This window comes from Gordonia insulae (assembly GCF_003855095.1).
Lineage (GTDB): Bacteria > Actinomycetota > Actinomycetes > Mycobacteriales > Mycobacteriaceae > Gordonia > Gordonia insulae.
The window spans coordinates 5,743,366-5,758,534 of the sequence record NZ_CP033972.1; the positions used below are offsets into that span (position 1 = coordinate 5,743,366).

General features: G+C 67.8%; 14 protein-coding genes. 6 read left to right on the top strand and 8 right to left on the bottom strand.

The genetic code is table 11. The annotated features are described in order from the left end of the window. Window positions 1-26 precede the first annotated feature (26 nt). The 4 genes from D7316_RS25940 to D7316_RS25955 all read right to left on the bottom strand — a co-directional run bounded on the left by D7316_RS25940 (window position 27) and on the right by D7316_RS25955 (window position 5,034). Entirely contained in the window at window positions 27-2,771 is a 2,745-nt protein-coding gene (locus D7316_RS25940) for a patatin-like protein (RefSeq protein ID WP_124710817.1), read from the bottom strand. Window positions 2,772-2,803: 32 nt separating this feature from the next. Then, a complete protein-coding gene (locus D7316_RS25945) occupies window positions 2,804-3,538 on the bottom strand; it encodes an alpha/beta fold hydrolase (RefSeq protein ID WP_124710818.1) in 735 nt (244 codons plus the stop codon). 149 nt (window positions 3,539-3,687) lie between these two features. Then, complete coding sequence (locus tag D7316_RS25950; RefSeq protein ID WP_124710819.1) at window positions 3,688-4,023, bottom strand: histone-like nucleoid-structuring protein Lsr2; 336 nt, start codon at window positions 4,021-4,023, stop codon at window positions 3,688-3,690. A gap of 213 nt (window positions 4,024-4,236) precedes the next feature. Beyond that, window positions 4,237-5,034: a hypothetical protein gene (locus D7316_RS25955; protein ID WP_232017084.1), complete on the bottom strand. Its 798-nt coding sequence runs from the start codon at window positions 5,032-5,034 to the stop codon at window positions 4,237-4,239. Window position 5,035: 1 nt separating this feature from the next. Here D7316_RS25955 and trhO point away from each other — a divergent pair, with 1 nt between their 5' ends. The 6 genes from trhO (at window position 5,036) to D7316_RS25985 (ending at window position 10,632) form a co-directional block, all read left to right on the top strand. Next, window positions 5,036-5,932, top strand: a complete 897-nt coding sequence (trhO, locus tag D7316_RS25960; RefSeq protein WP_124710820.1) for an oxygen-dependent tRNA uridine(34) hydroxylase TrhO — start codon at window positions 5,036-5,038, stop codon at window positions 5,930-5,932. Then, window positions 5,929-7,023, top strand: a complete 1,095-nt coding sequence (locus D7316_RS25965) for a CobW family GTP-binding protein (protein WP_408610056.1) — start codon at window positions 5,929-5,931, stop codon at window positions 7,021-7,023. Before trhO ends, D7316_RS25965 begins: the two co-directional genes overlap by 4 nt. 164 nt (window positions 7,024-7,187) lie before the next feature. Further along, window positions 7,188-8,309, top strand: a complete 1,122-nt coding sequence (locus D7316_RS25970; RefSeq protein WP_124710821.1) for an N-acetylmuramoyl-L-alanine amidase — start codon at window positions 7,188-7,190, stop codon at window positions 8,307-8,309. Window positions 8,310-8,356: 47 nt separating this feature from the next. After that, on the top strand, window positions 8,357-9,292 hold the full coding sequence (locus D7316_RS25975; protein WP_124710822.1) for an SDR family oxidoreductase: 936 nt from the start codon (window positions 8,357-8,359) through the stop codon (window positions 9,290-9,292). Then, window positions 9,289-10,062, top strand: coding sequence for a fructosamine kinase family protein (locus D7316_RS25980; protein ID WP_124710823.1), 774 nt, complete (start codon window positions 9,289-9,291; stop codon window positions 10,060-10,062). The genes D7316_RS25975 and D7316_RS25980 overlap by 4 nt, the downstream gene beginning before the upstream one ends. Window positions 10,063-10,071: 9 nt before the next feature. Next, window positions 10,072-10,632, top strand: a complete 561-nt coding sequence (locus D7316_RS25985; RefSeq protein ID WP_408610057.1) for a nucleosidase — start codon at window positions 10,072-10,074, stop codon at window positions 10,630-10,632. 15 nt (window positions 10,633-10,647) lie between these two features. On the opposite strand, the gene D7316_RS25990 is transcribed toward D7316_RS25985, so the two are convergent. From D7316_RS25990 to D7316_RS26005, 4 genes are read right to left on the bottom strand one after another with little or no spacing between them, the layout of a single operon-like run. Continuing rightward, a complete protein-coding gene (locus D7316_RS25990; RefSeq protein WP_408610058.1) occupies window positions 10,648-11,616 on the bottom strand; it encodes a DUF6542 domain-containing protein in 969 nt (322 codons plus the stop codon). 34 nt (window positions 11,617-11,650) lie between these two features. After that, window positions 11,651-12,856, bottom strand: coding sequence for a DNA recombination protein RmuC (locus D7316_RS25995; protein WP_124710824.1), 1,206 nt, complete (start codon window positions 12,854-12,856; stop codon window positions 11,651-11,653). A gap of 59 nt (window positions 12,857-12,915) precedes the next feature. Then, on the bottom strand, window positions 12,916-13,479 hold the full coding sequence (locus tag D7316_RS26000; RefSeq protein ID WP_124710825.1) for a methylated-DNA--[protein]-cysteine S-methyltransferase: 564 nt from the start codon (window positions 13,477-13,479) through the stop codon (window positions 12,916-12,918). Beyond that, window positions 13,476-15,113, bottom strand: coding sequence for a DNA-3-methyladenine glycosylase 2 family protein (locus tag D7316_RS26005; RefSeq protein WP_124710826.1), 1,638 nt, complete (start codon window positions 15,111-15,113; stop codon window positions 13,476-13,478). Before D7316_RS26005 ends, D7316_RS26000 begins: the two co-directional genes overlap by 4 nt. Window positions 15,114-15,169: the final 56 nt, after the last annotated feature.

The window sequence follows — 15,169 nt, forward strand, 5'->3', positions numbered from 1 at the left end:
GATCGCGTCGTGAGGCGTCCGCACGGTCAGGCGTCGGCGCTCCCGAAGCATCGCCGCAGCCAGTCACTCGACGCGGACGGGATCTTCGTCAGACCGCGCTCCGATCGGTACACCGCGGACATGGTCTCCATGGCGCGGGCACCGACCGCGGCGTCCCCGGTCGTCTCCGCGAGGAGTCGGATGATGAGGTCCGCGCCGTCGAGCCGGCCGTAGAGGTAGTCGCTCTGGCGGTAGCCGGGTGCGAGGAACGCGCGGAAGTGCGCGAGCGCGTTGCCGTACAGCGGTGGGCGTCCGTCGACGTCCTTCGACAGGGTGGTCGCCTCGAGGGGACTGAACTGACTCACCGCGATGGGGGAGAACTGAGGGATCTTCGACAGCGCCATGACCGGAAAGAGGATCGCGTCCCACTTCGGGAAGCCGAGATAGCGCGATGCGAGAAGCCGGAAATCGTCATCGGTCCAGCCCCGGCCGGGACGTGGCACACCGTCGATGTGTGTTCCCTCCGACATCGCCGTGTGGACCGTCGAGGCGAAGGTGGTCCAGATGAGATTGTTGTCATCCCCGAGGTGCTCGGCGAGCGCGCGTGAATAGTTCTCGAAGAATGTGGTGATCTGACCGCTGAGCGATTCCGGCATCACGCTGCCCGGCAGGTACGCACGCAGCGCGGCCACGAAGTCGGTGTCGTATATCGCGTCGACGACGTTCTCGGGCGCCCGCTGGGTCCGACTCAATTCCTGCCAGACAACCGCTTTGAGGCCGTCGACGTCGATCCGATCCGGACCGCCATGCGCATACAGCTCGTTGATCCCGGCGATGATGAACAGGAAGCGGCGTTCTCGATAGGGGGTGTCGGTCCCCTTGAGGAAGGTGTCCGCCAGCTCGGCGCCCCCGTCCTTCCACGCGGGCAGCGTGCGGACATGTCGCGACAGCGCCGACCGAATACCGGCGGCCTCGGATGAATCCGGTGGGAGCTGCTCGGTACGGATGATTGCTGTCGCGACGCGGTCCGCGATCGCGACCGCCTTCAATCGTTGATACGTCTTCCACGTCGGTTTGAGTGTGGACTCCGCCTCGGCATAGAAGTCGTCGGCGATTCCTTTCGCACTCTCGAGCACGAGGAGTTGCTGGAGAAAGGTGGTGGTCTCCGGAATCGTCAGCTTTTTATCGGCGCCGAGGGCGCTCCGCAGTTCGGCGACCTGCCTCTGCGCGTCGATGGCGACCCGTTTCTGGATCTCGGCCTCGATGTCACCTTTCTGCAGCGTCGCGATATCGCCGATCTCGTCGATCCGCGCGTTCATGTCCCGGAGCCGCAGCAGGTCCTTCAGAAACGAATGACTTGTCAGGGGGCCTTTGATACCCATGAGATCGTCAACAAAACTGCCGGCTCCCCGGGAATAGCTCCTGACGGCCTCGCTCAACGACTTCTTCGGATCGGGTTCGATGTAGACCAGTCGCCGGATCACCTCGTGATGCGCCTCTTCACGCGAGATGGCATCGATCACGAGATCGAATGGTGCGTTGTTCAGCAGTCCACCGTCGATGTAGAGGCTTTCCCCATTCTGGTCCCCCTTCTCGTCCTCTGTGTGCCCTCGGCGCCAGAACGCGATCCGTGACCATCGGCGGTGGGGCGCGTCCGTGCGCGTCACCGCCGTGTTCTGCGGCCCCTGAAAGCGGAACATCTTCCCGAAGTCGGCGTCCTTCACTGTGATCGCGTTCCTGACCTCGGTGAGGAAGCGGCTGAGCGAGACCGGTTGGAACGCCGCGGGAAACGCGGAGGTCGCGCGGGCCGCGAATGCGAGCAGGGGCGTGGCGGTCTCATCGAACGGCAGCACGCTGCGTGGGTCGTCGGTGTGGCCGCTGCGGAACTCCATCACCTGCGCGTAGGAATGGTCGCGCTGGGCCAGCCCACCGGCGCCGGACGGCACCACGACCTCGAACCCGGCCTGATCGGTCGTCGTGACGAACAGTTGGAGTCGGCGCCCCCAGGGGATGAGTGACGTGGGCTCGTCGCCGGGCACCGTCGGCGACCCCGCATCCATCTTCTGCAGGGCGTCCAGCAGATTCTTCGACATCACGTCGGACCGCAACAGCGACGTCGCACGCCATGCCGAGGCGGCGGCCCACACCACCGCGAGTCCGGCCTGCACCTTCAGACCGGCAATTGCCGGTGCACGCAACAGTTTTCGCAGATCGCCTTCGTTGATCCACAGATCACGAAGAGCATCCTGCGGTGCATTGATCGCGATCGCCTTGGCCAGGACGACTCCGTTGATCCCGCCCGCCGACGTCCCGCCGATGATGTCGATGTTCACCGCCAACGGGTGTCCGCGATCTTCCAGATCCGCCAAGACATCGAAATAGACCGCTTCGGTGTCGTATTTGGGGGCCGGTGTGTTCGTCCCCGGGACGAGAAATGGATTCGTCCGGTTACCGCTCTGGCGCGCGCTGTCGAACTTCCGCGACGCCACGATCAGTTTGTGTAGTTCCTTGGTCACGCCGTGCATGTAGACGGCAAGTGACACACCTCCGTAGCAGACGAGGGCGAGGCGGAGTTCGGCCAGTTCGGGTTTCGGCTCAGACTTCTCAGACTTCTCAGACTTCTCAGTCGGCTCAGAGGGCTCAGTCGGCTCAGACGGCGAATCGGATTCGGGCATGAGCGCGGCTCCGGTCTGTGGGGCGAAAGGTCGGCGACATGGTGCGGTGACATGGTGCGACGACTTCGATTCTGCGCGCTTTGGGAATGGGCGGGGAGCACAATGCGCCTCATTCATCCGTCGAAATGACCAGTCGACGCAGGGACCGATCAGACGATCGCGGCGGCGACGGCATCCGGCCGGCTGAGCGCGGCGAGATGACCGCCGGGAATCAGCGACGCCGACAGGCCCAGGCGATCCAGGGCGAGCTGTTGCTGGAAATCGGCGGGGAACAACCGGTCGTCGCGTCCGACGACCACGGTGACGGGGGCGGGCCAGACGTCGAACGGGGTAGCACAGCCCATGATCTCGTCCGATTGTTCGGGCTCGCCCTGGTTCATCGCCTCCGCGACAACAGACTCGGGGACGTCGTGAAAGAACTCTTCCATCTCGTCGATGTCGTCGCCGAGCACCCGGCCGTCGGCCGCGGCACGGGCGACCCTGGCCGGTCCGGCGCCACTGGTGGTGAACCAATGGCCGGGCGTCTCGTGGGGGAGTGGGATCATCGCATTCAGCAGCACGATCCGTGCGGCGTGAACTCGGTGTGCCAGCACCGGTGCGGTGAAGCCGCCCAACGACTGCCCGACCACCACGAGGTCACCGGCCCCGGAAACGTCGACCCCGGAAACGTCGAGCCCGGAAACGTCGACCCCCGAAACGTCGACCCCGGAATCCTGCATCTGCGCCACGCAGGAATCGGTGTAGGTGTGAAAGTCCGCAGTCGGGTCACCCGAGGGCAATTCGAGCGCGACGGCTTGATGGCCACGATCGCTCAGTTCCGCGACGACCCGATGCCAGTACCATGCGCTGCCTCCGGCGCCGGGAATGAGCGCGAATGTCGCCATGGGGCCATGGTAGGCGGCTCCGGCCCGCTCCGAGCGCGATCGGTTCGGTCGGTCGGGCACACGGAACACGAAAGGACCCGGACGCCGCAGCGGTCCGGGTCCTTGTTCAGTGTGCCCGAATGTCGATGAACGACAGTCGAATCAGGTTCTCAGTGCGCGGCTTCGAATGCGTCGATCACGCTGAGCGGGATACGGCCCCGGTCGCTGACGTCGTAGCCGTTCTTGTTGGCCCAGTCGCGGATGGCCTTGGTCTGCTCTTTGCTCCGGGTGGTGGATACCGGCGTCGTGCGCTTGATACCGCGAGCGGAGGTCACCCGCGAGACCGTGATGTATTTGGTCAACGAATCGCGGAATTGGGCCGCGTGCTTCGACGACGTGTCGAACTCGTAGGTCTTACCGTCGAGCGACCAACGCACGGTCTCGTAATCGTCGAGGACCTTGCCGTCGATGTCATCGATGACTTGGACGATTTCTTTCTTCGCCATGGTGAACTCCCTGTCCTCGTGGAGAGAATCTGCTCTCTTGTGAATTCGGCACGACCAACCGGTGCTGTGCGCAATGTCGGCCGGCGGGCTGCATCCGTTGTTTCGCTTTGTTGGTCGCATACATGATAAGCACAGGGAATAAGGAGTTCCTGAGAACCCCTGACCATTCCTTCGGGTATGTCATGAAATCAATCGACAATGCGCCGATCACGATCAAGAAGTCGGTACCGCGGGGGTGGTGGTAACGGCTTCCCGATCTCTTGTGGTGGATACGGAGTCGCGAGAATCCGACTCGGAAATACCGGTCAGGGCTGACGGTGCGCGGTCGCCGGCCGAGATCTCCCGATAACCCGTTGGCGTGACGGCGAATCCGGATCTCGACCGGGATTCGAGGCAGAACAGACCGGCGGTCTCCACGAGGCAAGAAAAGCGCGCGAGCGCAATTGTGTGGCCGTAGTCGACGATTGTGCTGCGGTACAGGACCGGATAGCGATTGGCGCAGGCGCCACGCTGGGGACCTTCGGTGCTCAGTGTCACGAGGTTACGAATCCATCGACAGGCCGCGGGCGTGTCTGTCGGTGGGGTTCCGCGCGACTGTCCGTTCAGCCGGCAGGCCAGTGTCGCGGTCCCATTGGTTCCCGTCGAACAGTTCACCGCGCGGTCGGGTGTCGAGAAATGGAAGCCCGAGGTGTCCACCAATGGCGACTCCGGCGTGACCGACCCCTGGTGGTAGCGCCCGTTGTCGACGCGGGGGGCCAGCGCGACGACGCGACCGATCGTCCAGTTCGGGAGGGCGGTCGCGGTGTCGTCCGTCGTCGGTCCGGTGTCGACGGAGGTCGTGGTGACCTCCGATTCCGTCGAGAGCACGTCGGTCGGCGGCAGGACGATCCGCGACGGCGTCGTGTCGGTCGACACCGAGCACGCCGTGCCGACCGCGGAGGCGAGTACCACCAGGGCGGCGACGACGCACAGGCGTACCGAGCCGCGGTGCAGGCTTCCGTAACCTTGCACTGTGTCGACCCCCAAGATCGTGTTGTTCTACGTGTTCACGCCGCTGGCCGATCCCGATGCCATCCGGTTGTGGCAGCAGGCCGTCTGCGAGCAACACGGCCTGCGCGGCAGGATCATCGTGTCACCTCATGGGATCAATGGCACCGTCGGCGGTGACATCGCCCAGGTCAAAAGGTACGTCAAGGCCACGCGCGCGTATCCCGCGTTCAAGAATGCCGACATCAAGTGGTCGGACGGGACCGGCGACGACTTTCCGCGGCTCAGTGTGCGTGTCCGGCCCGAGATCGTCACGTTCGGCGTGCCCGACGAGGTCCGGGTGGACGAGGACGGCGTCGTCGGTGGCGGCACCCACCTGAGCCCGCGCGCCGTGCACGATCTCGTCGCCGAGCGCGGAGACGAGGTGGTGTTCTTCGACGGGCGCAATCAGATCGAGGCGGCGGTCGGCCGGTTCACCGGCGCGGTCGTGCCGGCCGCACAATCCACCCGGGACTTCGTGCCGCTGCTCGACAGCGGCCGGTTCGACCACCTCAAGGACCGGCCGGTCGTCACCTATTGCACGGGCGGCGTGCGGTGTGAGGTGCTCAGCAGTCTGATGCGGGCGCGCGGCTTCCAGGAGGTCTATCAGCTCGACGGTGGCATCGTCCGCTACGGCGAGGAGTTCGGCGACGACGGTCTCTGGGAGGGATCGCTGTACGTCTTCGACGAGCGGATGACGGTCGACTTCTCCGATCACGTCGCCGTCGTCGGGGAGTGCGCCCGGTGTGGTGCGCCGACCAACTCGGTGTCCAATTTTCCGGACGCGCTCGGTCGCGAGCTCGCCGTGCTGTGCCCGTCGTGTCAGCAGGTCGTCGGGAGCGAGGCGACCGGGGATTCGACCGCGGAGGCGACGGCACGGTGACGTCGGTGCCGCGTGGCGGCCAGGTCCCGGTGGTCGTCGTCGCCGGGTTCCTCGGCTCCGGCAAGACGACCCTGCTCAATCATCTGCTGCGCACCGCGTCCGGGTCCCGTATCGGTGTGTTGGTCAACGACTTCGGGGCGATCAACATCGACGCCATGCTCATCGCGGGACAGGCGGACGGCGCGGTCAGCCTGTCGAACGGCTGCATGTGCTGCAGTGTCGACGCCGACGGTGTCGAAGGTGCCCTGACCCGACTGCTGCGGCCGTCGGCGCGGATCGACGCCATCATCATCGAGGCCAGTGGCATCGCGGAGCCGCGGGCGCTGATCAGGATGATCACCGGGTTCGCCGACCCGCGGCTGCGATACGGCGGTCTGCTGTACGTCGTCGACGCGGCCGACGTGCACGCGCTGCGTACCCGTCACCCCGAGGTCGACAGCCACATCGAGATCGCCGATCTCGTGGTGATCAACAAGTCCGACCTGGTCGACGCGCGCGAACTCGGGCGGATCCGGGAGGCCGTGGCGCAACTCAACGACACGGCGCCGACCGTGGCCACCACCGATGCGGTCATCGACGCGGAACTGTTGTTCGATGCGCGACGTCGGGCTCCCGACGCCCGTCCGCGCAGCGGGCAACTGACCTTCGACGAACTGCTCGTCGACGCCGATGGGGGCCACGATGACTGCGACGGCCAGATTGACTGCGACGGCCAGGATGATTGCGACGCCCACGGGCACCTCCACGACAGCTATGAGTCGGTGGAATTCGTGTCCGAGGCGCCGATGAACCCCCGGCGCCTGGCCGGATTCCTCGAGCGGCCGCCGGCCGGGTGTTATCGCATCAAGGGGGTCGTCGCGTTCGACGTCCCGGCTCACCGGCAGAAGTTCGTCGTGCACGCGGTCGGCGGCTTCGTCCGTGCGGAACGCCGGTCCTGGTCGGGCGAACCGAGGAGGTCCAGCATCGTCGTCATCGGTGCCGGCCTGGTCGCCGATGAGGTGCGGGCGCGACTCGCCGCCGCAGTCGACGACGGTACACACGACGAACACGGCATTCTGAGCATCACCCGGTACCTGGTCACAGCTCCCTAACGGTTTCCATCGGCCCAGGTCGCGAATTTCGCAAACTCTCGTCGGCCTGTTTCACTTGTTACGAATGTGACTAATGTGGCCAGTGTTGCATCTTGGAAGGGAGTGTGGCGCCACCGTCCGACGCCCGTCGGATCGGCGCCCGATGAGTGATGACCCAGCGACGCATGACGAACCCGAGTCCGGCGACCCCGATCGAGTCGACCAATGACGGCCGGCGCGCGAAGGCGGGTGGTCGCCGACTGCGGCTGGCCGTCGCGGCCGTGTCCGCCGTGAGCCTTGCCGTCGGCTCGATGACGATGTCCACCATCGGCGCGCCGCAGGCGGCCGCCGCGCCACTGCCGGCGCCGAAGGTCCTGGTCGGTAAGACGATCTTCCTGGACCCCGGACACCAGGGCAGCGCCGCGGGGCACAGCCTGAACGCGCAGGTCCCCGACGGTCGAGGCGGCAAGAAGGATTGCCAGACCACCGGTGCCACCGCGGTCAACGGCGCCAAGGAACACACCGTCAACTGGCAGATCACCCAGCTCGTCAAGTCCGGTCTGGAGAGCCAGGGCGCCCGTGTGGTGCTCAGTCGGCCCGACGATTCCGGCTGGGGCGGCTGTGTCGATCAGCGTGCGGCGGCTGCGAGCCGATCCGGTGCCGCGGTCGCGGTGAGTCTGCATGCGGACTCCACGACGGCGGGCGCCGACGCGTCCAAAAAGGGCTTCCACATGATCGTGCCGACGCTGCCGGTACCGGACGCGACGGTCAATCGGGTGCAGGGCGGGGAGGGCCGCAAGGCATCCTCGACGATGCGGGATGCATTCGTGAAGGCCGGGTTCCCGGCCGCGAACTACGCCGGGGTCGACAACGGCATCCAGACGCGCTCGGACATCGCGGCGGTCAATCTGACCAAGGTGCCCGCGGTGTTCATCGAGATGGGCAACCTGTCCAACCCTGCTGAGGCCGCGGCGCTCTCGGGCAAGGACGGCCAGCTGAAATACGCCATGGCGATCACCGACGGCATCCTGAACTATGTGCGCGGTCCGGCCGCGGCGCCCGCGCCCGCACCGAACGCCGGGACGCAGAACGCGGCTCCGCCGTCGACGACGCCGGCACCGCAGGGTGACAGCGATGCGGGTCTCGCGACGGTCATCCCGTTCGTCCAGCAGTTGTTGGGCACCGATGACCCGGCCGCCATCGCCCAGTTGCTTCTCGGCCAGGGTCAGGACGTCTCGGCCGAGGTCCTCAAGGCGATGCTGACGGTGATCTACGGACTGTTCGGCGGAAAACTGCCGATCGGCTGATCCTCGGGGTCGGCCTGCCCGGCCCGGACAATCACTAGGGTGGGCTCATGGGGTTCACAGATCTGATCATGATGAAGACTCCGGTACCCACCCTCGGCGGGCGCACCGTGCTCATCACCGGCGCCGCCAGCGGGATCGGCCGGGCGACCGCGCTGGCCACCGCAGCGGCGGGCGCGCACCTCGTGCTGACCGACCTGCACGCGGACGCTCTCGAGACGGTCGTCGTCGAGATCAACGAGGCCGGGGGCTCGGTGGCGTATCACCAGGCCGGTGACATATCGGATCACGACTGGGTGCGATCGTTCGCGAACCAGGTCGATGCCGAGGTCGGCGTGATGGACGTGGTGATGAACATCGCCGGGGTCTCGGCGTGGGGCACGGTGGAGAATCTCGAGCACCGGCACTGGCGCACGATGATCGACGTCAACCTCATGGGTCCGATCCACGTGATCGAATGCTTTGTGCCGCAGATGATTCGACGTGGACAAGGCGGGCATCTGGTGAACGTGTCGTCGGCGGCCGGGCTGCTGGCGTTGCCGTGGCATGCGGCGTACAGCGCCAGCAAGTTCGGTTTGCGTGGGGTCTCCGAAGTCCTGCGCTTCGATCTGCGCCGGCACGGCATCGGCGTGTCGCTGGTGTGCCCGGGTGGGGTGGACACGCCGTTGGTGGACACCGTCGACATCGTCGGCGTGAACCGCGACGATCCGCGGGTCAAGGCCGCGATCGGTCGTTTCCACAAGGTGGCGGTGTCCCCGGAGAAGGCCGCCGCCGCGATCCTCACGGGCATCCGCAAGAATCGCTTCCTCGTCTACACCTCGTTCGACATCCGCTTCGGCTACTGGTGGGCGCGCAAGTTCGCGTTGCCCTACGAGATCGCGATGCGCGTGGCCAACAATCAGTTCGACCATCTCGCGCGGGTGAGCGCGCGGTCGCTCGAACGCGACGCCGCGGCGCAGAACGGCACCGACGTCCCGTCGGCATGACACCGACCTTCCGCAAGGATCGGCGCGATGTCGATTCGGACTTCTTCGCGGCCGAGGCGGCCGGTCTGCGGTGGCTGCGCGACGGCGGCGGACCCGTGGTCGAGGTCCTCGACGTCGGGGACGACTTCATCGAGTTGGCACGCCTGCCGTCGGCGCGCCCGACTGCGGGCGCGGCAACCGCGTTCGGCGCGGCGCTGGCGACCATGCACGATTCAGGGGCGTCGGCGTTCGGCGCCGCACCCGATGGGTACCGCGGCCGACAGTTCATCGGCGAACGTCGACTCGGTTCCGGCACGCATGACCGGTGGGGCGAGTTCTATGCGGCCGAACGTGTGGCGCCCTACGTACAGCCTGCGATCGACGCCGGCAATCTCGACTCCGACGATGCGGCGGCCACCCGCGAGGCCTGCGCGGTGATCGCCGAGGGGACCTTCGATGACGACGATGTCCCCGCCCGCCTGCACGGCGATCTCTGGAGCGGCAACGTGCTGTGGACACCCGACGGGGTGGTGATGATCGACCCCGCCGCCCATGGCGGACATCGCGAGACCGACCTGGCGATGCTGGCACTGTTCGGCTGCCCGATGCTCACGGAGATCATCGCCGGCTATCGACGTGCGCATGACCTGCGGCCCGGCTGGCAGGAGCGGGTCCCGCTGCATCAACTGCATCCGCTGGCGGTGCACGCCGCCGGGCACGGGCCGTCGTACGGCGCGGCGTTGGGGCGGGCCGCCCGGGCGTGCATCGCGCTCGCCGGCCGCGAGCGATAGTTTCTCCGGGTGACGATCGACCGTTCCACCCTCGTGGTGGCCGCGACCCGCGCCGAAGCGCGATACGTGCCCGCCGACACCCGCTTGTTGATCACCGGCATCGGAAAGGTCCGCGCCGCGACCGCGTTGACCCGCGCACTCGCGGGGGACGGCGACGTACCCGTCCGGCAGGTGGTGAACGTCGGTACGGCGGGAGCCCTGCACGATCATCACGCCGGGCTCTATCTCCCGTCGGTCGTCGTCGAACACGACATCAGCGCAACCGAGCTGCGGGCGATGGGCTATCCGGTCGTGGACCGATGGGAGATGGCCGGCGGTGACGGCACGGTGCTGGCGTCGGGTGACACGTTCGTCGCCGACCCGGGACGTCGGGCGACCCTCGCCGCGATCGCCGACCTGGTCGACATGGAGGGGTGCGCGGTTGCGCACGTCAGTGCCGAGTTCGGAGTGCCCTGCCGGATGGTGAAGGTGGTCAGTGACAGTGCCGACGAGGGCGCGTTGGACTGGCCGTCACTCGTCGACGCCGCGGCGCGGCAACTCGGGGAGTGGCTGACCACCGCCGAGTGGTGAGTGCGGGTCGGCAGCTCAGGCGCGGTTACGCGCCCGCGTCGACGGATACTTGGTAGTCGACGTCTGCCGGGTCACTGATTCGTATCGCTCGTGTTCGGCGGGCACTCGGCGTCGCTGCGCCGCGGCCGGTGGTCGCGCGTCGACGGTGGCCGCCTGCGCCAACGGGCGGTCGACGGGATCGTCGGCGGCGTCGATCTGCTCACCCGCCTCGGCACGGTAGACCGCGCCGGCCGAGCGGCGTGCGGGTGTGGCGGCGTCGGTCGCCGTGGGCCGGGCCTCGGCGTCGGGAACCGGACCCTTGGGCCCCGGAGATCTGGGCCCCGGACGTTTGGTGGCCGACTTGCGGACCTGCCCCTCGGGTGTGCCCGCGGTGGCCTGCCGCCGGCCTGGCTCGGCCGCCTGGCCCTTGGCCTTGGTGGGGCGGGCCGCACGCTTGGCGGGGGTGCGTGTGCCGTCCGCGGGCGCCTTCACCGCGGTCGTCTTCGCCTCACCGCTCGCGGCGGGCTTCGATGAGGTCCGTGCACGGCGCTTGCCCGCACCGCCACCCGAACGGTCGCGGGTGAGGAACCAGCGGGCCAGGACCAGGCCGAGTGTGACCAGGAAGGTCAAGGCCATCCACGGGAAGTCGTTCGCGATCGGCAGCAGGACCTTGAAGATCAGGCTCTTCAGACCGGACGAGGCCTGATCGGCGTTGAGGCCATAGAGCGTGATGACGCCGACCAGGAAGGCGATCAGCGGCGGCTGCGCGGCCGCCGTGAACAGCGCCCGCCGACGGACGACGAGCGCGGCAGCGACACAGCCGACCAGGTAGCAGAACTTGAACACGGCGCCGAGGGCATCGGTGTTGCTCGCGTCGATCGCCGCGCCGATACCCGTGATCACGGTTGCGACCAGGACCGCACCCCACCAGGGGACACCGCGCACCGTGGGCAGCACGGACTGCTGATCCAGCGGCACCGCTGAACGCTGTTGGGCAGAAGACACATCTAGACGGTACCGGGTCGATCCTTAAATTCCGCTAACCCCCGGGTGATGTTGCCCATTGGCCGGAGCCGGCTGCGTCGTCACTGGTCCGGATGCCGCCGGCGCTGCGAACGGTGATGTCGATCGGCCCGGCGGAGGTGTGTTCCGGCTCACCCTGCAGGGCGTCCAGCTCGGCGAGCTTGCGAGCTGTCACGCCGACCCGCGCGTCGACCGCCCCGACCGTGGAGTTGAACGATTCGACCGCCCGACGCAGCGAGCCGCCGAGCCGGTCGAGGTGGCCGAGAACCCCGCCGAGCCGGTGATGCAGCTCGGTGCCGAGCTGATGGATGACCGCGGCGTCGCGTGCCATCGCGTCGTGCCGCCAGCCGAGTGCGACCGTCCGCAACAGCGCCACGAGGGTGGCCGGAGTCGTCAGCACGACATTCTTGCCGAACCCGAACTCGATCAGTTCGGCGTCGGCGCGGAGGGCGGCTTCGAGGACCGGGTCGCTGGGTACGAACAGGACCACCATCTCCGGCGTGTTCTCGAACGCGGACCAATATGCCTTCGACGACAGATGCGTGATGTGCGCCCGCATCGCACGGGCGTGGTCGGCGAGCAGACGCGTCGACGTCGCGGTGTCGTCGGCCTCGATCGCCGCGAGATAGGACTGCAACGGCACCTTCGCATCGACCACGATGTCGCGCCCGCCGGCGAGGTGGACCACCATGTCCGGGCGGACCGGACCCGCCGGGCCCTCGACGCCCACCTGGGTCGAGAAGTCACAGTGACGCGACATCCCGGACAGCTCGACGACGCGCTCGAGTTGCAGTTCACCCCATCGTCCGCGCACCTGCGGCGTGTGCAGCGCGTTGGTGAGTTGCCGCGTCTGGGTGCTGAGTTGGGCGGACACCGCGTGCATGCCCCGGACCTGTTCGGTGAGACCGGCATAGGCGCTGATGCGGTGGTGCTCGGTGCGGCGCAATTCGTCGGACAGTTGCGACAGCGTCGCCCGCAGCGGATCCACGATGTGGGCCACCTGTGACCCGATGGCCGACGACTGACGCCGGGCGGCATCCTCACTCGCCGAGGTCAACGAGCGTGCCGCGAGATCCTGCGCCGCGCGCACCGCGTCGAGTTCGGCGCGGGCCGCGGCCACGGTCGCGGCGGACCGGGAGGCATGCGCGAGCCAGCCGATGAGGAGCCCGACGACGATGCCGGCGATCACGGCGACGACCACTGAGGTGTTCATGGGCGCCATGGTGCTCGATGGGTACGACACGTCGTCCCACGCCGTGATCGCCGGCGGGTCGGCAGGGCTCAGTCGAACCGGTAGCCCTCGCGCACGAGCAGTGACCGCTTGATCGGCAGTCCGTATCGGAACCCGCCCAGGGAGCCGTCGCTACGCAGCACCCGATGGCACGGGACGAACAACGCTGCCGCGTTGCGCGAGCACGCGGCGGCGGCTCCGCGGATCGCGGTGGGCGCACCCGACATCTCGGCGAACGCGGTGTAGCTCACCGGCTCGCCGGGCCCGACGGTCCGCAGCACCGGCCATGCCCGTTCCAGGAACGGACCGGAATGCTGCCGCACCTCGACGTCGTCGATCGCGGAAAAGGTTCCCGCGTAATACGATTCGACACTCGCCCGCAAGGCGTCCAGGCCGTCGGTGCGGGCCAGGGTCGCCGGCCGGATCGACCGGTGCACGAGGGCCGTCAGATATTCGGGGTCGTCGGTCCACCCGGATGCGAGGACGCGCTCGGCGTCATCGGCGATGACCGTGAAGGTGCCGTCGGGGGTCGGTATCGAGGTCCATTGCGCTGTCGTCGCAGAGGTGGTCGTCGCAGAGGTGGTCGTTGCCGGGGTGGTGATGGTGGAGGTCATGATGCTCCTTCAGTGAGGTCGTCGGAGTGACTCCGACGACTCGGGGTGGTCGATCGCGGTGACCGCGATCGTGCTGAGGGGGCCCGCGTGGAATGCGTCGTCATCGTCGGATGGCTCAGTATGGGTTCGGTCTCCGACAATCGGTGCCGCCAGAGATGCATCGACGCATAGGACCGCCAGGGTGCCCACCGGCTGCCGGCCGACGCCAGGTCGATGCCGAGGGTCTCGGCGGCCTGGACGACCACCAGATCCCGATCGAGCAGGATGTCCGGGTCGCCGGTCACCCGCATCGCGACGTAGTCGGCGGTCCACCGCCCGACGCCGGGCAGCGCGATCAGTGCGTCGCGGAGGTCGGGGGTGGTCCACCCGGCGTGCAGATCCAGGCGGCCGTCGGCGAGTGCCTGCGCCGCACCGACGATGGCATCGATCCGGCGCCGCGGGCCGGTGAGCACGCGATGTCCGTGCTCCGCGATCGTCGCGGGGTCCGGGAAGAGGGTCCAGTCCGAGTCGGGTCCCGCGGGTCCCTCGGGTCCGTCGTGCCACGGTGCGGGGCGGCCGAGTTCGGCGACCAGTCGCGCCGTGTGATGACGGGCCGCCTTGACGCTGATCTGCTGGCCGATCATCGTCCGGATCAGCGTCTCCGCCGGATCCACCGAACCCGGCACGCGCAGGCCGGGTGCCGCGGCGACGAGCGGGGCCAGCGCCTCGTCGGTGGCGAGCGCACTGTCGGTGCTCACCGCATCGGCGTCGAGATCGAGAAGTCGGCGGAGTCGATTGACCGCGACGCCGAGGTCGCGCATGTCGAGATGGGCGATGCGCGCGGTGATGTACGACTCGGCCGGTTCGACGGTGACGAGGGCCGCTCCGTGCGGCAGGTCGAGGGCCCGCCGATGGCGCCAGCCTCCTCCCGGTAGATCGTCGACGCGCTCGGCCCCGGGCGCGGCGTGCGCGGTGAGAAACCATCGCAGCCACCGCGTGTCGAGTGGCAGGCGGTGGGCCAGTCGCAGCGTCACCTCGCCGACGGCGGCCTGCCCGGTCGATCGGGTCGGCGAGGGGAGGGTGCGCAGGCGCGTCGGGGTGAGTGCGAAGATCTCACGGATGGTGTCGTTGAACTGCCGGATGCTGCGGAATCCGGCGGCGAATGCGATGTCGGACATGGGCATCGACGTGCACTGGATGAGGACGCGGGCGGTGCCTGCGCGGTGGGCGCGGGCCAGCGCGAGCGGTCCCGCCCCGAGCTGTTCGGTGAGCACGCGGTTGAGGTGGCGCGGGGTGTAGCCGAGGTGAGCCGCGAGCCCGTCGACGCCATCGCGCTCGACGATGCCATCGGCGATCAGGCGCATCGCCCGCGATGACAGGTCTGCGCTCGTGTTCCAGCGCGGCGACCCGGGAACCGCGTCGGGGGCACACCGGCGGCAGGCGCGAAAGCCCTCGTGTTGTGCGGCCGCCGCGGTCAGGACGAAATGCACGTTTTGTGGTCGGGGTGTCTGGGCGGGACACGAAGGTCGGCAATAGATCCCGGTGGTGTGCACGACGACGAAGAACTGGCCGTCGAACCGCGCATCGCGCGACGAGACGGCGCGGTAGCAACTGTCGAACTCCAGCGTCGGCGCGAGTTGGGTGGTCGTGGTCACCCCTCCACTCTGGCACCGATCGGGCCGCGGACCTGGCGGGAATCGGACATCGCGAC